The following is a 17211-nucleotide window of genomic DNA, read 5'->3' as shown; positions in this document are numbered from 1 at the left end:
GCTATAGGGTCGCTCTCGCTTTTCTTCTATTACATAAACATCATTGCAAATAATGGTCCGAGCACGCATGTCAAAATTGCTGTTAATGTCATTGTTACCGATCCAATAACACCTTCATGCTCATTATTTTTCATCGCTCTCATAACACCCATAATATGAGACGCACATCCAAAGCCAATCCCTTTACCAACCGAGTTTGTAACGCGGCTCCATTTTAACAAAATTGGTCCTGTAATCGTTCCGGTAATCCCTGCGATAACGACGAAAGCCGCTGTTAAGGATGGGACACCACCCACTTGTTCAGATACACTCATCGCAACTGGCATTGTCACTGACTTTGGTAAAGAAGATAAAATTAAACTTTTATCTGTTCCCATAAGTGTGGCGATAGCCATATCACTTGCAATCGCCACTGTCGTTCCAACAATTACACCACCAGCAATTGGTACAACATATTTTTGCAGAACATGACGTTGTTTATAAAGCGGGATTGCAAATGCTACAACACCTGGCCCAAGTAACTTCGCAATCCAGCCACCACCACTTTCCATATAATTTTGATATGGTATATCAAGCACTATAAATAAGAAAGCCATTAATCCTGTCGCTACAAGCATTGGAATGGTAAATGGTGTTGGAAATAATTTATAGATTTTTTTAGATAATTGATATAATAGCACCGTAAAAAGAACCCAACCGATTCCGATTAATATTTGGCTCATTGTGTCTCTTTTTCCTTTCTATTCGCAAGGTATTGTCCTGTATGTCCTGCGACAATAATAATTAAAAATGTACTCGCTATAACTGTAATGAAAAGAGAAATTCCTTTACTCATAAAAAAAGCACCGTAATTCATTAGGCCAAGCGTTGGCGGAATTAATAAAAACGGCATAATAGCAACGAGTGTTTCTGCTCCTAAATCAAACCATTTCACTGGAAGTACTTTTAGGCTAAGTAAAACAAGTAAGAAAAACATCCCAATCAAACTTCCCGGAATGGGCATATTTAACATTTCTTGAACCCAATTTCCAACCATATAAAACACGTAAAGAGCAGCAATTTGGACAAGAATCTTTGTAAATTTCATGTTCATCATCCCTCATGTTTATACGATCTTCTGTTAATATCTTTATCATAGTATAAATTGTAAAAAGCTGCAATTTATCAAATCAACAACAAAAAACCGGCATGATATACGCTTACACCCTTGATATGACTGTGTTTCCGAATGAATTTTACGTCAAAAACCTTGACCTATTATGTAAAGTTTATATTTTCTGAATTTAAGGGGTTATTATTTTAAGAAAATAATCTTTTTATTCTTCTCATCCCAAATCTTACATATATATAAATAAGATAGGTGGTGAACATATGCCAAAAAAGGTTCTCATTTTTTGTGATCCTGGAATTGATGATACGATGGCTCTTCTCTTAGCATTCTTTATCGATGAAATAGAAATCATTGGTATTGTTGCAGATTACGGCAATGTTCCAAAAGAAATGGCCGTGCAAAATGCTCATTTTCTTAAGCATGAAATAAAGAATAGAAACATTAAGATATTCGGTGGTTCAGAACGTCCTCTTACTGGTTCCCCTCCTGCTTTCTTTACGGATGTACATGGGAAGCAGGGGCTCGGGCCAATTATCCCTAAGAAAAATGTGACTAACGGAGAAATGGAGAATTTTTTCGAAGTTATTCCTCTTATTGAACAGTATAAAGATGAATTAATCATTGTAAGTTTAGGAAGACTTACCTCCCTAGCAATTTTATTCATTGTATGTAAACAGTTAATGAAGCAAATTAAATCTTATTACGTAATGGGTGGTGCCTTTTTGCATCCCGGTAACGTTACCCCTATTTCAGAAGCAAACTTTTATGGCGATCCTACTGCTGCTAATATAGTCCTTCAATCCGCAGCTAGCATGTACATATACCCATTAAACGTAACCCAGTATTCCGTCATTACACCAGAAATGGCTGAGTACATTGACGCAAAAGGAAAAGCCCCACTTGTCAAACCGTTATTCGACCATTATTACTACGGATATTATAAAGATATCTTGCCGCATTTAAAGGGAAGTCCATTTCATGACACAATACCAATACTAGCTTTATTTGATAACTCTATGTTCACTTATCACCAGTCACCAATTGTTGTCATGACAGAATCTTATGCACAGGGGGCAAGTATTGGAGAGTTTCGATCTTTAGCTCAGCCGAATCCATTTATTGATTGGCCGAGTCAGCAAATCGCAATTGATTTTGATTATAACCGCTTCTTTAAACATTTCATGTCGCTTATGACAGGTGAAAAATTTTAACAAAAAAACAGACCGTGATTTCTCACGGTCTGTCGTTATTTTCTGCAATTATCGTTTGATATTGTAGAAAGATTTTAAACCATCGTAAACAGCGATTTCGCCTAGTTCGTCTTCGATGCGTAATAATTGGTTGTACTTAGCAATACGGTCAGTACGGCTCATAGAACCAGTTTTGATTTGGCCAGCGTTAGTTGCAACTGCGATGTCAGCGATTGTAGCATCTTCAGTTTCACCAGAACGGTGAGATACAACTGCTGTGTAACCAGCACGTTTAGCCATTTCGATAGCTTCGAAAGTCTCAGTTAAAGTACCGATTTGGTTAACTTTAATTAAGATTGAGTTAGAGATACCTTTTTCGATACCTTCAGCAAGTTTTTGAGTGTTAGTTACGAATAAGTCGTCACCAACTAATTGTACTTTATCACCGATACGCTCAGTTAATAATTTGTGACCATCCCAGTCGTTTTCGTCTAAACCATCTTCAATAGAGATGATTGGGAAGTCTTTGCAAAGCTCTTCGTAGAAATCAACCATTTCTGCAGAAGTTAAGCCAGTACGGCCTTCGCCTGCAAGGTCATATTTACCAGTTTCTTTGTTGTAGAACTCAGAAGAAGCAACGTCCATTCCTAAGAATACGTTCTCGCCAGCTTTGTAACCAGCTTTTTCGATAGCTTCGATGATTACTTCTAGAGCTTCACGGTTAGAACCAAGGTTTGGAGCGAATCCACCTTCGTCACCTACTGCAGTGTTAAGACCTTTGTCATGTAATACAGCTTTAAGTGCATGGAATACTTCAGCACCCATACGGATTGATTCTTTGAATGTTGGAGCACCAACTGGTAAGATCATGAACTCTTGGAAGTCAACGTTGTTATCAGCGTGAGAACCACCGTTGATGATGTTCATCATTGGAGTTGGTAATTGTTTTGCATTGAATCCACCAAGGTAACGGTATAATGGAAGACCTACGAAGTCAGCTGCTGCGTGAGCTACTGCCATAGATACACCAAGGATAGCGTTAGCGCCTAGTTTACCTTTGTTTGGAGTGCCATCTAATTCGATCATAGCACGGTCGATACCAGCTTGGTCAGTTACGTCGAAACCAACGATTTCTGGAGCGATTGCTTCGTTAACGTTGTTTACTGCGTTCATAACACCTTTACCAAGGTAACGAGATTTGTCACCGTCACGTAATTCTACTGCTTCGTGCTCACCAGTAGATGCACCACTTGGTACGATAGCGCGTCCGAAAGCGCCGCTTTCTGTGTAAACTTCTACTTCTACAGTTGGGTTACCACGAGAGTCAAGGACTTCGCGAGCATAAACATCAATAATTGTTGACATAATAAATTCTCTCCTTTTTATATAAGCAAATTATTTAATAATTGTTTTACCTGTCATTTCTTTCGGTTGTTCCACATTTAAAAGCGTAAGCATTGTTGGAGCGATATCTCCTAAAATACCACCTTCACGAAGCTCTACATCATTTTTTGTAACGATGAAAGGAACCGGGTTAGTTGTATGAGCTGTCATAGGCCCGCCATCAGCAGTTAACTCCTGATCAGCATTACCATGGTCAGCAGTAATAAGTGCTACACCATCTTTTGCAAGAATCGCTTCTACAACTTTTCCTAAACATTCGTCAGTTGCTTCTACTGCTTTAATTGTTGGTTCCATCATCCCAGAATGGCCAACCATATCACAGTTTGCAAAGTTAAGAATGATAACATCATGTTTATCATTTTCGATTTCATTTACTAAAGCGTCCGTTACTTCGTAAATGCTCATTTCAGGTTTCAAGTCATACGTTGCAACCTTCGGTGAGTTAATTAAGATACGCTCTTCTCCTGGGAATTCAGCCTCACGACCACCGCTAAAGAAGAATGTAACGTGCGGATACTTTTCAGTTTCCGCGATGCGAAGTTGCTTTAATCCCGCTTGCGCAACAACTTCACCTAAAGTGTTATCAAGATTCATTGGCTTGAATGCCACGTAACCATCTACAGTTTCACTGAAGTGTGTCATACAAACGAATTCAGGAATGTGAGGTACTTTTTCACCACGATCGAACTCACGGAAATCTTCGTTTGTAAATACACGAGCAATTTGAATTGCACGGTCTGGACGGAAGTTATAGAAGATAACTGCATCATCATCATTGATTGTTGCAACTGGCGTGTCATCTTCGTTAACAATTACAGACGGCAATACGAATTCATCATAGATACCATTTGCATAAGAGTCTTCTACACACTCTTCTGCTGATTTATAAGTAGGGCCTTCACCATTCACCATAGCACGGTAACATTTTTCTACGCGATCCCAACGCTTGTCACGGTCCATGGAGTAATAACGACCAGAGATAGTCGCGAATTGTCCTACTCCTGTTTCTTTAATTACTTCATTTGTTGCATCGATATAACCTTTTGCTGTTTGTGGTCCAACATCGCGGCCATCTAAGAATGCATGGATATAAACTTTCTCCACGCCTTCTTTTGCTGCTAAACGAAGAAGAGCAAACATATGGTTCATGTGACTGTGCACACCACCATCAGAAAGTAAACCGAATAAATGAAGAGCAGTACCTTTTTCTTTCACGCTTTTAATTGCATTTTGGAACGTTTCGTTCTGATCGAACTCACCTTCACGAATTGCAACGTTTACGCGTGTTAAGCTTTGATATACTATGCGGCCAGCACCGATATTTAAGTGACCAACCTCAGAGTTACCCATTTGACCTTCTGGAAGACCTACTTCCTCACCACAAGCTGTAAGCGTTGTATGAGGGAATTTGTTCCAGTAACCATCAAAATTAGGTTTTTTAGCTTGTGCTACAGCATTCCCGTGAGTTTCTTCACGTAGTCCGAAACCGTCAAGGATGATTAAAGCTGTTGGCTTTCTCATTTTACCGCCCCCAGAAGACCTAAGAACGAAGCAGGCTCTAAGCTAGCACCGCCGACTAAAGCGCCGTCGATGTCAGATTGTGCCATATACTCTTTAATGTTTTCTGGTTTTACGCTACCGCCGTATTGAATACGAACAGCTTCTGCAGCTTCTGGAGAAACAGCTCCTGCAACAACTTTACGGATGTGCGCACATACTTCATTTGCATCTGCAGAAGAAGAAGATTTACCTGTACCGATAGCCCAGATTGGCTCATAAGCGATAACAGTTGCTTTAACTTGCTCTTCTGTTAAACCTGCAAGTGCTTTTGTCACTTGACCTGCTACTAGATCAAATGTTTTTCCGCTTTCGCGCTCTTCTAAAGTCTCACCACAACATACGATTGGTGTTAAACCATGTTCAAATGCTGCAAGAGTCTTTTTATTTACTGATTCGTCTGTTTCAGCAAACATTTCACGACGCTCAGAGTGGCCAAGTACTACGTAGCCTACTTTTAAGTCGCTAAGTGCTACTGGGCTAATTTCGCCAGTGAATGCACCATTTTTTTCGAAGTGCATGTTTTGTGCACCTACTTGTAAGTCAGTTCCTTCAGTTGCCGCTACTAAGCGCTCTAAAAATAGAGCTGGAGAGCAAACTACTGCATCAACAGCTGAAGCTGCTGGGATTTGACCTTTAACTTCCTCTACGAAGCTAACTGCTTCAGATAGAGTTTTATTCATTTTCCAGTTACCTGCGATAATTGGTTTACGCATGCTTTGCACCGTCCTTTTTCTTTGGCTGCTACTTATTTGTCGTTAAGACACACTACACCTGGAAGTTCTTTACCTTCCATGAATTCTAATGACGCACCGCCGCCAGTAGAAATGTGGCTCATTTTATCAGCCATACCGAATTTTTCAACAGCTGCTGCAGAGTCACCACCGCCGATAACAGAGTATGTATCTTCTGCATCTGCTAATGCTTGTCCTACTGCTTTTGTACCTTCTGCGAATGGAGTCATTTCGAATACACCCATTGGTCCATTCCATACAACAAGCTTAGAGTTTTTAATTACATCTGCATAAATTTCACGTGTTTTAGGACCGATGTCCACGCCTTCCCATGTAGAAGGGATAGAGTCGATACCAACGATTTGAGTTGTTGCAGTTTCAGAGAATTCCTCAGTGATTACAACATCAACTGGCATGTAGAAGTTTACGCCTTTTTCTTTTGCAAGTTGCATAAATTCTTTAGCTAGTTCAATCTTGTCATTTTCACATAGAGATTGACCAATTTCATGACCTAATGCTTTAACGAATGTGTAAGCAAGTCCGCCACCGATGATTAGGTTATCTACTTTGTCTAATAGATGACGAATTACACCGATTTTATCTTTTACTTTCGCACCACCGATGATAGCTGTGAATGGACGTTCTGGGTTAGAAAGTGCTTTACCTAATACATCTAACTCTTTTTCCATTAATAAACCAGATACTGCTGGTAGGTAGTCTGCGATTCCTGCTGTAGAAGCGTGAGCACGGTGAGCTGCACCGAATGCATCGTTTACGAAGATATCAGCAAGAGCTGCAAATTCTTTCGCAAGTTCTGCATCGTTCTTTTCTTCGCCCGCATAGAAACGTACGTTTTCAAGAACTAATACGTCGCCTTCGTTCATTGCTGCAACCATTTCTTGTGCAACTGGTCCGAATGCTTCGTCCGCTTTTTTAACATCTTTACCAAGAAGCTCGCCTAAACGTGCTGCTACTGGAGTAAGACGTAATTCTTCTACTGCTTGACCTTTTGGACGGCCTAAATGACTTGCTAAAATTACTTTCGCACCTTGCTCTACTAAATATTGAATTGTAGGAAGAGCTGCACGGATACGAGTTTCATCTGTAATTTTGCCTTCTTTCATAGGTACGTTGAAATCAACGCGGCAAAATACACGCTTACCTTTTAAATCTACGTCACGAATTGATTTTTTGTTCATTGGATTTCCCTCCGACTACTAGTTAGGATTGACAAAACCCATTCAAAAGCTTAACACATTTGCTTCTAAAACGAAAGAAGAGAGAGAGGGAACAAACCCTCTCCCTCGTTTTGTCATTGATTACTTATATACTTAAGAATTAAAGACCTTTAGAAGTCATGTATGCTGCTAAGTCTACTACGCGGTTAGAGTAACCAGTTTCGTTATCGTACCAAGAAAGTACTTTAACCATGTTACCTTCCATTACCATTGTAGATAATGCATCGATTGTAGAAGAAGCTGTACATCCGTTATAGTCGATAGATACTAATGGCTCTTCGCTGTATCCAAGGATACCTTTTAATTCGCCTTCAGAAGCTGCTTTGAATGCTGCGTTTACTTCTTCAACTGTTACTTCTTTGTCAAGTTCAACAACTAAGTCAACAAGAGAAACGTTAGCAGTTGGAACACGTACAGCGCCACCGTTTAATTTACCTTTAAGTTCTGGTAATACTAATGCTACAGCTTTAGCAGCACCAGTAGATGTTGGGATCATGTTTTCAGCTGCTGCACGAGCACGACGTAAATCTTTGTGTGGTAAGTCTAAGATTTGTTGGTCGTTAGTGTAAGAGTGAATTGTTGTCATCATTCCGCGTTTTACGCCGAATTTTTCGTTTAATACTTTAGCAAATGGAGCTAGACAGTTTGTAGTACAAGAAGCGTTAGATACTACGTTGTGGTTAGCTGCATCGTATTGTTCGTGGTTAACACCCATAACTACAGTGATATCTTCGTCAGAAGCTGGAGCTGAGATGATAACTTTCTTAACTGATCCACCTAAGTGTTTCTCAGCATCTGATTTTTTAGTGAAACGGCCAGTAGATTCTACTACTACTTCTACTCCGTAGTCGCTCCATGGTAATTGAGCTGGGTCACGCTCAGCGATAACTTTAATTTCTTTACCGTTAACAACGATGCTGTTTTCGTTAGCAGATACTTCTGCATTTAAAGTTCCGTGAACTGTGTCATATTTTAAAAGGTGAGCTAATGTTTTAGCATCTGTTAAGTCGTTGATTGCTACTACTTCTACCTCAGAGTTGTTAAGAGCTGCGCGGAATACGTTACGTCCGATACGTCCAAATCCATTAATACCAATTTTAGTCATTTGAATTTCCTCCTTGGGGGATTATATTTAAAGGGTAATACCCTTTGTTAACTGTTTTGCTGCACCTTCATCTGTAATTAGAATTGAAGTGTGCCCTTGCTTTATTACAGCCTGTATTGCCTTTGCCTTTGAAGAACCTCCAGCGACTGCAACAACGTGAGATACATTTTGTAAATCTTCAAGTTGCATACCAACCGTTCTTACTTTATGAACAACATTTCCTTGTTCATTAAAGTAGTAACCGAAAGCTTCGCCAACTGCTTCGCTTGCCTGAATCTTTAACCAATCTGCTTCTGAAGTATTTCTGCGACGTGCCATTGTTAACGCATCACCAATTCCATGAATGACGATATTGGAAGATCGAATCAACTCAAGAACTTCTTTCACGGAGGGCTCTGTTACAATGGACGCATATGCTTCGCTACTAACGTGATCCGGAACATACAATAAGCGATAATTACTCATCGTATTTTGTGCCATTTTGGCGCAAATGGTATTGGCTTCTAACTCAACACCTTCTCCAATTCCACCACGTGCTGGGACAAATAGCATATGTAAATCTTTGCAATCAAGTTGCATCATGTCCGCAGCAGCAGCTAGCGTAGTTCCTCCAGCCACAGCAACGATATTATTCACTGTCAGACGGTCTTTTATACAAGTCACACAAGCACGGCCCATCTCCAGTTTGACCCAAGGTGATTCATCACTATCACCAGGGACAACGAAAACTTCATCCAAGTCTAATGTTTCCTTAAGTTGTTTTTCTAAAACCTTTAACCCGGAAATTTCTTTCATAAAGTCTTCCAAAGCAAGAACTAAAGCTGTTCCTTCTTCTGTCAAAGTCATTCCAGAAGAAGCGACGTGAACTAAGTTTTGTTCTTTCAAAACTTGAACTTCACTTCGCAATACTCGTTCTGTCATACCGAGACTTGCTGATAAGTTCCTTCTTCCAATCGGCTGCATGAGCCTGATGTATTGAAGAATTTGCATTCTCGTTTGCATAACAGGTAGCAGATCAGGTAATAATTTTTTTGTGTTCTGAATCCATGAGCGCATATCTTTTCTCCTCACTACATTGGTTCATTTCCCCTTGTGGTCACTTTGTGTCCCGTAGTGACATTTTATGTCCCACATAGGTTAAAAAAATAATCCCTGCTACGTGTATTATTGTAACAGGAGATAGAAACTTATTCAACTCTTAACTGCATTGTTTATATAGTTTATTATGACACCTTTGTGAATGTTACCATATTCTACCTGTTTTCCGCCTATTTCTACAACCGGAATCATTAAATGATATTTCTCCAAAAGGTCATTATCTTCATATATATCTATTTCCTCGATTTGAAAAGAATATTCACATTGTACTTCCTGTAAAACTTGTTTCGCCTGCACGCAAAGGCCACAATCTTTTTTTGTATACAGTACAACTTTCATCTTCTTCACCTATCCGATCGTTTTTCGTAATGACGACGCTGGAATATGCATTTGTTCTCTATACTTCGCCACTGTTCTTCGAGAAATAACGATTTCATGCTCTTCTTCTAATAATTTTGAAATCTTTTGATCTGAAAGTGGCTTCTTCTTATTCTCCGCTTCAACAAGTTTTTGAATAAATTGTTTTACACGCTTTGTAGAAACTGCTTCATCTTCAGTAGTCGAAACGGCATTGCTAAAGAACGATTTCATCTCAAATAAGCCGTGTGGTGTTTGCACATATTTATTTCGCGTTGCACGACTAATTGTAGATTCATGCACACTTAATTCTTCTGCTACTTCTTTTAAAGCGAGCGGTTTTAAATATTCTGGACCTTCCCAGAAGAAATCACGCTGTTTTTCCATTATAATGCCCATTACTTGTAAGAGCGTTTGTTTTCTCTGTTTCAAACTGCGCATAATCCATTGCACATGCTGATATTTCTCCGATACGTAAGAAGCAACTTCACTTTCACTATTATTTAGAAGTGCACTATACTCAGAGTGAATTTCAATTCTTGGCATATTTCTCTCATTCATTTGTAAAACGAGACGATCACCATCTTTTTTCACCGCCATATCAGGCACAATATAAAGTGGTTTATCAGAAGAAAATGCAAGACCTGGCTTTGGTTGTAATGACGTTATACAATTTACCGCACTCTGCAATTCCTCATTACTACACTTCAGCACTTGAACGAGTTTTCGCCAATCTTTCTTCACGAAATAAGCAAAGTGATCCTCTATAATCTCTTCCGCTAATCCATTTCGTCTTTGTAAGCGCTTCAATTGCAAAGTTAGACATTCCCGAATATTACGTGCCCCTACCCCTGCTGGCTCGAGTGATTGGACAAGCTCAACAGAGCGGTCGACTACATGAATCGGTGCGGAAAGGAGATCTGCTAACTCTTCATTCGTTTCTTGTAAATACCCATTTCCATCCATGTTCATAATAATGAAGGAAGCTACTTTTCGCTCTTCTTCTTCTATTTTATAATACTGTATTTGATTTAATAAATGTTGCTGAATCGTTGTTGAATCCACACTGTAGATTTCCATCTGATTCTCGACTTGTTTGCTGGTACTTTTACTGTTGTTAGAGCTCTTTTTCTTCTCCCTCTCAAAACCACCTAACTCAATAAGGGGATTCTCTAACGATTGCTCATATAAAAACTCCGATAATTCTTGTACATTATACTGGAGCATTGTAATCGCTTGCCTTAACTCTTGTGTCATTGCCAAACGTAAGCTTTGTTCTTGTAAAAGACTTGCCTTCAAACTAATCTCCCCCTTGTTTCTATTGTACAATAAGTTTGGTAAAAGGAGAATGCTATCACAGACACCCATTCCAAAATATTATTAATTTATATGTATTAATGAGATTTACAACTTACAACCGAAATTTGAATAATATTGAAATAAAATAATAACGTACAAAAAATTATTACCACATACTAATAGTAAATCTTACTACCAGATATAACAAGAGAGAAATAAAAAAAGGTCCTAACTTACAAATGTAAGTTAGGACCTTTTTACGCGCCCAGAGGGATTCGAACCCCCGGCAGACGTGGTACCGGAAACCACCGCTCTATCCGACTGAGCTATGGGCGCATGATTATAAAACAGACTTCATTTTCTTCTCATAATAATAGCAATAAAAACCATTTAAATCAACAAAAACTCTTTGATAACGCATTATATGTACGCTATTTTCTGCATAAAAACGCCTCCTGATTTTTACATTTAGGAGGCCATTCTTATCTGTCTTATTTATCCCGCCATTTGTGGGCAGTAAGACTCCCACCTCAAAACTCAGCTGGAGCAAAGAAGTTAGGTGGGAGCCCTGCTACCTGTAAACGCCTGATTGGTGAGGGCTAATAATCAGTGAGGATGAACAAAACCTCCACTGATTAAAGTTTCACTTTATCTAGTTTCTCTTTAATCTCTTTTGGAATCTCATTCGGCTGTACTTCTTGGTATGTTTCAATATATTCACCTTTTGTTTTAACCTTTACATACGCTCCCTCTCTAAGCCCACGAGGTGCATAAAACTTAACATCTCTTCCTTCACCTGAAGTGTAATAACCAGTAAGTTTATAGTCTCCAGCTACCTCTCCAACTGTGGATAGTCGGCCAGACTCTTTCGCTTTTACATATACAAAGTCTTCTTTCACAAGCGGATTATATCTATCAGTCACCTCATTATGAGAAAAGCTTGCCACACCAATAACTAATATAAAAATTCCAATTAAACCTAATAATAATTTCTTCATTTTTCTCTCCTTAACATATCCTTTTAACTTGCTTTACGTTCTTTATTCTAGGAGAAAAAGGTTTTTTCCACTATCGCTTATCCTTACATATTCATTACAAAATTGTAATCTACACGTATAACAAACCTAAATTTTCCAATCATAAATTCACCTCAACTCACAAATTATAATCTTTGAATTGATATTCCAAAGGGGGCTTCATTCAATGACTGTAATTACTAAACTAAAGCAAACTGTTTCTGGATTAAAAAGTGCACAAGCTAGCTTAGAGGGATTCGCTCTTGATACGGATAACCAACAAGCAAAGCAACTTTTCCAAACAGCTGCGCAGCAAACACAAACAATTATCGATTCTTTAAACCCACGTGTTGAAGAAGTTCAGCAAGAAGAACCACAATACACACAGCAATAACGAGTCAATCTTGCTGTGAAATAGAAAAAGGATGATATGCAGTCATCCTTTTTCTATCACATTACATATTGCAATAGAAATGGAATGATTATAATGCGAAAACTTGGAATCATAACCGCGTTATTTATGCTCCTATTCGGTTCACTTACCGGATGTGATAATAGCCCGTTAGATAAAAAGGTAAAAAAAGAAGAAGCTAAACGAACGGAAGAAGACAAGGGCCCTAAATTAACAAAAATGAGTACAGAATCATTTAATCAATCTATATCGCAAGACGCTAAGAAAAAAGCTCTTGCTATGGAGGGAATTATAGAAGCTACCGCAGTTAATACAAATTTAGATCTTTACATAGCCGTCAAGCCTGAACATCACGAAAGATTTGGTTTAAAACCTTTACGAAGTAAATTAAAAAAAAAACTAAGTGATGAAAATCCTACTCTCGATATTCGTGTAAGTACAGACAAAAAGATTTTTATGCTCATAGAAGAACTTGAAAACAAAATTAAGAAAAAGAAAGTAAGTAAAGATGGGATCAAAAAACAATTGAAACTCATTCAATCAGAAATGGGATCTAATATTTAAGCTTTTTAAAAGAAAAGGAAGGATTCAAATGTCTAGTAAAGATAAAAATTTAACACCTGTACAACAAGAATATAAAAAATTTGAACAACAGCGCGAACCGAAGCGCCCCGTTTTAAAAAATTGTATAAAAGCTTTTCTCGTCGGGGGATTCATTTGTCTAATAGGCCAACTGATTTCCACCTTTTATATTACGTATTTTGATTTCACTGAACGCTCTGCCGGGAACCCTACCGTTGCAACTCTTATTTTTATCTCCATGCTACTGACGGGATTTGGCGTCTACGATCGCCTGGGACAATTTGCTGGTGCTGGTACCGCAGTTCCCGTTACTGGATTTGGTAACTCTGTTATTGCCGCATGTATTGAACACCGTACAGAAGGCTTCGTTCTCGGTGTTGGTGGTAACATGTTTAAACTAGCAGGATCGGTCATCTTATTTGGCGTATTTTCAGCTTTTGTCATCGCTCTTATTAAAACGATTCTCTTTCAATGGGGAGGGCTGTAAATGTTACAAGGACACCGAACATGGGTATTCGAAAACAAACCAGTTATCATTTCAACAGGTGTAGTCGGCGGCCCATTTGAAGCAAATGGAAAAATCCCTGAAGACTTCGATACCCTGCATGAAGATTTATGGCTCGGACAAGATTCCTATGAAAAAGCACATAAAATTTTGTTTGAAGAGGCTTGTAGCCGCGCTACAGAAAAAGCCAGACTTAGGAAAGATGATATTCAATTCGTCCTCGCTGGAGACTTAATTAATCAAATAACTCCAACGAGCTTTGCATGTCGTACACTCGGAACACCTTATCTCGGATTATTCGGAGCTTGCTCTACTTCTATGGAAGGATTAGCACTCGGAGCAAGTATCGTAAATGCAAAAGGTGCAAAATATTTATTAACCGGTGCATCAAGCCATAACGCTGCCGTTGAAAAACAATTCCGATATCCAACTGAATATGGTGGTCAGAAACCTCCTACCGCCCAGTGGACAGTGACGGGTGCAGGCGCAGCTATTTTAAGTGATACAGGAGATGGTCCAAGAGTAACATCTGCAACGATTGGTCGGGTTATTGATATGGGATTAACAGATCCATTTAATATGGGAGGCGCGATGGCTCCAGCTGCTGTCGATACAATTGAAGCCCATTTACGCGAACGACAAATCGACGCCTCTTATTACGACTTAATCGTAACAGGTGACCTTGGACATGTTGGTCGCCAAATTGCTTACGACCTGCTACATAAACACGGAACAAAAGTAAAGAGCGAGCAATTTCAAGATTGCGGAATCATCATTTATAGAGAAGGACAACCTGTCATAGCTGGTGGAAGTGGTCCTGGATGTTCCGCAACAGTCGTTTACGGGCATTTATTAAACCGAATGAAAAGAGGAGAATTTAATAAAATACTTGTCGTTGCAACAGGTGCTTTACTATCCCCTCTTACATTCCAACAAGAAGAAACGATTCCGTGTATCGCTCACGCTGTTTCGATTGAATTTGGAGGTGCAACGCAATGATTTTTTTCTGGGCTTTCGTTATTGGTGGCCTTATATGCGTAATTGGACAACTTATGTTTGATGTCGGTAAACTTACACCTGCACATACAATGGCAACACTCGTTGTTGCTGGAGCTATATTAGATGGATTCAATTTGTATGAACCACTAATTGACTTCGCTGGGGCCGGGGCAACAGTACCAATTACAAGCTTTGGCAATGCCCTCGTTCACGGTGCGATGGAAGAAGCGGCTAAACACGGAATCGTCGGCGTAATTACCGGTATGTTTAAAGTAACGAGTGCTGGTGTATCAGCCGCTATCATTTTCGGATTCATCGGAGCATTGCTATTTAAACCGAAAGGATAAGAGGTGTTTTCATGACTGTTATCGCTAGTGTAAAAACATGCCTCGCTAGTTTAAGGGGCGCTCAAGCAAGCTTAAGTTCCCTTTCGCTAAATTCAGAAGACGAAGAAACAAAACGCGTCTTTCATGAATGTATGTTAGAAATGGACAGCGTCATCGCTGATCTAAAGGATAGAGTTTCAGTATTAGAACGTGAAGAACCTCAATATAAAGGTTTTTAAGCAGACTGGAGGAAATCGCTATGTCTCACCTACCTGAATGGGCACTTGTCATTCTTCGTTCTGTATTTATATTAATCATTTTATTCGCTATTACGAAATGGTTAGGGAAAAGACAAATCTCTCAGCTCTCCTTTTTTGAATACATAGCTGGAATGACAATCGGTGACATCGCTGCCCAAGTATCTACAGGGCTCGATTCAAAATTTTTCCACGGCGTCTTTGCGATACTCATTTTCGCTGTGGTACCTTTTTTCACAGGAATCCTCTCCTTAAAGAACAAAACAGCTCGGGACTTCTTTGAAGGGAAATCTACCGTATTAATAAAAGATGGAAAAATACTCGAAGATAACTTAAAGAAAGAAAAATATACAAGTGACGAATTACTTGAACTACTCCGGGGAAAAGATGCGTTCAGCGTAGCTGATGTTGAATTTGCAGTATTAGAACCGAGCGGAGAGTTAAATGTATTACTGAAGAAAGATCGCCAACCACTCACAGCAAAAGACATCGGTTTAAAAGTACCGAATGAAAAAGAACCACAAACTGTTATTATGGATGGAAATGTACTAGATGAACCTCTTTCAGCAAGTGGACATAACCGTGCTTGGTTACATTCTGAACTAGAAAAACTCGGCGTTGTCATTGAGAATGTCTTTCTCGGTCAAGTTGATTCGTATGGACAACTTACTATCGATATATATAATGATAAACTCCAAATGCCTTCTCCTCAAAACAAGCCTTTATTATTAGCATCCTTAAAGAAATGCCATGCTGATCTTGAATTATTCTCTCTAGAAACGAAATCAAAATCAGCAAGTGATATGTATAGTAACAACGCAAAACAAATCGAGAAAATTTTAAATAGAGTAACCTATCTTTTAAAAGAATAAAGAATGAAAGAACGCTTCTATACAAAAGGCGTTCTTTTGCCTTTTCTACACCTTTAATCACGTTTAAATTTATGTAATTCGGTTATGATGTTGAAGATACATAAGCAGGGAATTTCAAAAACATAGCGAATAAATCATGGTACAACTACATATTTTTTTGATTTAAAGTGGTTTCGTTTGACCTTTATTGACCATAATTGTATTATAAGACTAAGAAAGCTTTAGAAGGAGGAAATAACAGATGAATTTAATTCCTACAGTAATTGAACAAACAAATCGTGGAGAACGCGCTTACGATATTTACTCTCGACTATTAAAAGACCGCATCATTATGCTTGGTAGTGCAATTGATGACAACGTAGCAAACTCAATCGTTTCCCAGCTTTTATTCTTGGAATCTCAAGATCCAGAAAAAGATATTCACATCTATATCAACAGCCCTGGTGGTTCTATCACAGCTGGTATGGCAATTTACGATACAATGCAGTTTATTAAACCACAAGTATCAACAATCTGTATCGGTATGGCTGCATCTATGGGTGCATTCTTACTTGCAGCAGGTGAAAAAGGAAAACGTTACGCACTTCCAAACAGTGAAGTTATGATTCACCAACCACTTGGCGGAGCACAAGGTCAAGCGACTGAAATCGAAATCGCTGCAAAACGTATCCTATTCTTACGTGAAAAATTAAACCAAATTCTTGCTGACCGTACAGGTCAACCACTTGAAGTTCTACAACGCGACACAGACCGCGACAACTTCATGACAGCAGAAAGAGCTCTAGAATACGGTTTAATCGATAAAATCTTTACAAATCGTTAATAGATTTAAAGCGGAAACGGCTCGTTCAGCTCTGACTGGCTAAGGTTCTTTCGCATAAAAGGCGCTTTTTGCCTTCTTATGCGGAAGGTTCTTAGACACGAAGAGCTTGCCGCTGGAGCTAGATATACTAAAAGCAGAAGCGGCTCGTTCAGAATCGCAGGGTGTTGGAGCTCCTTCATTCGAGGCGCTTTTTGCCTCGAATGAAGGGGCGAAACAACCGGAGATTCTAGCCGCTGGAGCTGGATATAACTAAAAGCGGAAGTGGCTCGTTCAGAATGTGAGGAGGATGGAGCTTCTGACAAAGAGGTGCTTTTTACCTCGACGGA

Annotated in this window: 20 protein-coding genes and 1 tRNA gene; 9 read left to right on the top strand and 12 right to left on the bottom strand. The window is 39.2% G+C overall.

Annotated features, from left to right (window positions below; translation table 11 throughout):
- Positions 1-29: 29 nt before the first annotated feature.
- Both JDS80_RS17265 and JDS80_RS17260 read right to left on the bottom strand, forming a co-directional pair.
- Positions 30-722 (bottom strand): LrgB family protein, encoded by a 693-nt coding sequence (locus JDS80_RS17265; RefSeq protein WP_071748043.1) that lies wholly within the window; start codon positions 720-722, stop codon positions 30-32.
- On the bottom strand, positions 719-1096 hold the full coding sequence (locus tag JDS80_RS17260; RefSeq protein ID WP_180237309.1) for a CidA/LrgA family holin-like protein: 378 nt from the start codon (positions 1094-1096) through the stop codon (positions 719-721). The genes JDS80_RS17265 and JDS80_RS17260 overlap by 4 nt, the downstream gene beginning before the upstream one ends.
- A 275-nt stretch (positions 1097-1371) precedes the next feature.
- Here JDS80_RS17260 and JDS80_RS17255 point away from each other — a divergent pair, with 275 nt between their 5' ends.
- On the top strand, positions 1372-2322 hold the full coding sequence (locus tag JDS80_RS17255; RefSeq protein WP_098888419.1) for a nucleoside hydrolase: 951 nt from the start codon (positions 1372-1374) through the stop codon (positions 2320-2322).
- Positions 2323-2370: 48 nt separating this feature from the next.
- Here JDS80_RS17255 and eno read toward each other — a convergent pair whose 3' ends face one another.
- The 10 genes from eno to JDS80_RS17205 all read right to left on the bottom strand — a co-directional run bounded on the left by eno (position 2371) and on the right by JDS80_RS17205 (position 12091).
- On the bottom strand, positions 2371-3666 hold the full coding sequence (eno, locus tag JDS80_RS17250; RefSeq protein ID WP_002124088.1) for a phosphopyruvate hydratase: 1296 nt from the start codon (positions 3664-3666) through the stop codon (positions 2371-2373).
- A 30-nt stretch (positions 3667-3696) separates the two neighbouring features.
- The gene (gene gpmI, locus JDS80_RS17245) at positions 3697-5226 is read right to left on the bottom strand and encodes a 2,3-bisphosphoglycerate-independent phosphoglycerate mutase (protein WP_071770840.1); all 1530 of its coding nucleotides are present in this window, start codon (positions 5224-5226) and stop codon (positions 3697-3699) included.
- Complete coding sequence (tpiA, locus tag JDS80_RS17240; RefSeq protein ID WP_199639364.1) at positions 5223-5978, bottom strand: triose-phosphate isomerase; 756 nt, start codon at positions 5976-5978, stop codon at positions 5223-5225. The genes gpmI and tpiA overlap by 4 nt, the downstream gene beginning before the upstream one ends.
- Before the next feature lie 32 nt (positions 5979-6010).
- The gene (locus JDS80_RS17235) at positions 6011-7195 is read right to left on the bottom strand and encodes a phosphoglycerate kinase (protein ID WP_002124084.1); all 1185 of its coding nucleotides are present in this window, start codon (positions 7193-7195) and stop codon (positions 6011-6013) included.
- A 139-nt stretch (positions 7196-7334) separates the two neighbouring features.
- Positions 7335-8339, bottom strand: a complete 1005-nt coding sequence (gene gap, locus JDS80_RS17230; protein WP_000161237.1) for a type I glyceraldehyde-3-phosphate dehydrogenase — start codon at positions 8337-8339, stop codon at positions 7335-7337.
- Between the two features lie 27 nt (positions 8340-8366).
- On the bottom strand, positions 8367-9395 hold the full coding sequence (gene cggR, locus JDS80_RS17225) for a gapA transcriptional regulator CggR (protein WP_071748039.1): 1029 nt from the start codon (positions 9393-9395) through the stop codon (positions 8367-8369).
- A 135-nt stretch (positions 9396-9530) separates the two neighbouring features.
- A complete protein-coding gene (locus JDS80_RS17220) occupies positions 9531-9776 on the bottom strand; it encodes a glutaredoxin family protein (protein ID WP_064476221.1) in 246 nt (81 codons plus the stop codon).
- Between the two features lie 9 nt (positions 9777-9785).
- Positions 9786-11093 carry an RNA polymerase factor sigma-54 gene (gene rpoN / locus JDS80_RS17215; RefSeq protein ID WP_199639362.1) on the bottom strand — a complete coding sequence of 436 codons (1308 nt, stop codon included), beginning with the start codon at positions 11091-11093 and terminating at the stop codon, positions 9786-9788.
- 260 nt (positions 11094-11353) lie between these two features.
- Positions 11354-11429: transfer RNA gene (locus JDS80_RS17210), tRNA-Arg, on the bottom strand.
- Positions 11430-11728: 299 nt separating this feature from the next.
- On the bottom strand, positions 11729-12091 hold the full coding sequence (locus JDS80_RS17205; RefSeq protein ID WP_071748036.1) for a YxeA family protein: 363 nt from the start codon (positions 12089-12091) through the stop codon (positions 11729-11731).
- A gap of 205 nt (positions 12092-12296) precedes the next feature.
- Between JDS80_RS17205 and JDS80_RS17200 the strand changes: the two genes are divergently transcribed.
- From JDS80_RS17200 to clpP, 8 genes are all read left to right on the top strand, one after another.
- Entirely contained in the window at positions 12297-12503 is a 207-nt protein-coding gene (locus tag JDS80_RS17200; protein WP_000216167.1) for a DUF1657 domain-containing protein, read from the top strand.
- Positions 12504-12596: 93 nt separating this feature from the next.
- The gene (locus JDS80_RS17195; RefSeq protein WP_071748035.1) at positions 12597-13085 is read left to right on the top strand and encodes a YhcN/YlaJ family sporulation lipoprotein; all 489 of its coding nucleotides are present in this window, start codon (positions 12597-12599) and stop codon (positions 13083-13085) included.
- A gap of 28 nt (positions 13086-13113) precedes the next feature.
- On the top strand, positions 13114-13590 hold the full coding sequence (gene spoVAC, locus JDS80_RS17190; RefSeq protein WP_071748034.1) for a stage V sporulation protein AC: 477 nt from the start codon (positions 13114-13116) through the stop codon (positions 13588-13590).
- Positions 13591-14607 carry a stage V sporulation protein AD gene (gene spoVAD / locus JDS80_RS17185; RefSeq protein ID WP_098888422.1) on the top strand — a complete coding sequence of 339 codons (1017 nt, stop codon included), beginning with the start codon at positions 13591-13593 and terminating at the stop codon, positions 14605-14607. It abuts the gene before it with no gap.
- Positions 14604-14954, top strand: a complete 351-nt coding sequence (spoVAE, locus tag JDS80_RS17180; RefSeq protein WP_000575919.1) for a stage V sporulation protein AE — start codon at positions 14604-14606, stop codon at positions 14952-14954. The genes spoVAD and spoVAE overlap by 4 nt, the downstream gene beginning before the upstream one ends.
- Positions 14955-14965: 11 nt before the next feature.
- Positions 14966-15172 carry a DUF1657 domain-containing protein gene (locus JDS80_RS17175; RefSeq protein ID WP_000215893.1) on the top strand — a complete coding sequence of 69 codons (207 nt, stop codon included), beginning with the start codon at positions 14966-14968 and terminating at the stop codon, positions 15170-15172.
- A 20-nt stretch (positions 15173-15192) separates the two neighbouring features.
- Positions 15193-16062 carry a DUF421 domain-containing protein gene (locus JDS80_RS17170; protein ID WP_098888423.1) on the top strand — a complete coding sequence of 290 codons (870 nt, stop codon included), beginning with the start codon at positions 15193-15195 and terminating at the stop codon, positions 16060-16062.
- Between the two features lie 241 nt (positions 16063-16303).
- On the top strand, positions 16304-16885 hold the full coding sequence (gene clpP, locus JDS80_RS17165) for an ATP-dependent Clp endopeptidase proteolytic subunit ClpP (protein WP_001049163.1): 582 nt from the start codon (positions 16304-16306) through the stop codon (positions 16883-16885).
- The last annotated feature ends 326 nt before the right edge of the window (positions 16886-17211 follow it).

Source organism: Bacillus cereus group sp. N8, assembly GCF_016483685.1.
In the GTDB taxonomy this organism is placed as follows: Bacteria; Bacillota; Bacilli; order Bacillales; family Bacillaceae_G; genus Bacillus_A; species Bacillus_A proteolyticus.
This window is presented reverse-complemented; position numbering and strand designations above follow the sequence as displayed.

Excerpts from the sequence above, each read along its gene's own strand:
- JDS80_RS17200 (WP_000216167.1), top strand. The coding sequence starts at position 12,297 with ATGACTGTAATTACTAAACTAAAGCAAACTGTTTCTGGATTAAAAAGT.
- JDS80_RS17195 (WP_071748035.1), top strand. The coding sequence starts at position 12,597 with ATGCGAAAACTTGGAATCATAACCGCGTTATTTATGCTCCTATTCGGT.
- spoVAD (WP_098888422.1), top strand. The coding sequence starts at position 13,591 with ATGTTACAAGGACACCGAACATGGGTATTCGAAAACAAACCAGTTATC.
- JDS80_RS17265 (WP_071748043.1), bottom strand. The coding sequence starts at position 722 with ATGAGCCAAATATTAATCGGAATCGGTTGGGTTCTTTTTACGGTGCTA.
- JDS80_RS17235 (WP_002124084.1), bottom strand. The coding sequence starts at position 7,195 with ATGAACAAAAAATCAATTCGTGACGTAGATTTAAAAGGTAAGCGTGTA.
- tpiA (WP_199639364.1), bottom strand. The coding sequence starts at position 5,978 with ATGCGTAAACCAATTATCGCAGGTAACTGGAAAATGAATAAAACTCTA.
- JDS80_RS17220 (WP_064476221.1), bottom strand. The coding sequence starts at position 9,776 with ATGAAAGTTGTACTGTATACAAAAAAAGATTGTGGCCTTTGCGTGCAG.
- clpP (WP_001049163.1), top strand. The coding sequence starts at position 16,304 with ATGAATTTAATTCCTACAGTAATTGAACAAACAAATCGTGGAGAACGC.
- JDS80_RS17175 (WP_000215893.1), top strand. The coding sequence starts at position 14,966 with ATGACTGTTATCGCTAGTGTAAAAACATGCCTCGCTAGTTTAAGGGGC.
- JDS80_RS17255 (WP_098888419.1), top strand. The coding sequence starts at position 1,372 with ATGCCAAAAAAGGTTCTCATTTTTTGTGATCCTGGAATTGATGATACG.
- JDS80_RS17205 (WP_071748036.1), bottom strand. The coding sequence starts at position 12,091 with ATGAAGAAATTATTATTAGGTTTAATTGGAATTTTTATATTAGTTATT.
- JDS80_RS17170 (WP_098888423.1), top strand. The coding sequence starts at position 15,193 with ATGTCTCACCTACCTGAATGGGCACTTGTCATTCTTCGTTCTGTATTT.
- JDS80_RS17260 (WP_180237309.1), bottom strand. The coding sequence starts at position 1,096 with ATGATGAACATGAAATTTACAAAGATTCTTGTCCAAATTGCTGCTCTT.
- cggR (WP_071748039.1), bottom strand. The coding sequence starts at position 9,395 with ATGCGCTCATGGATTCAGAACACAAAAAAATTATTACCTGATCTGCTA.
- eno (WP_002124088.1), bottom strand. The coding sequence starts at position 3,666 with ATGTCAACAATTATTGATGTTTATGCTCGCGAAGTCCTTGACTCTCGT.
- spoVAE (WP_000575919.1), top strand. The coding sequence starts at position 14,604 with ATGATTTTTTTCTGGGCTTTCGTTATTGGTGGCCTTATATGCGTAATT.
- spoVAC (WP_071748034.1), top strand. The coding sequence starts at position 13,114 with ATGTCTAGTAAAGATAAAAATTTAACACCTGTACAACAAGAATATAAA.
- gap (WP_000161237.1), bottom strand. The coding sequence starts at position 8,339 with ATGACTAAAATTGGTATTAATGGATTTGGACGTATCGGACGTAACGTA.
- gpmI (WP_071770840.1), bottom strand. The coding sequence starts at position 5,226 with ATGAGAAAGCCAACAGCTTTAATCATCCTTGACGGTTTCGGACTACGT.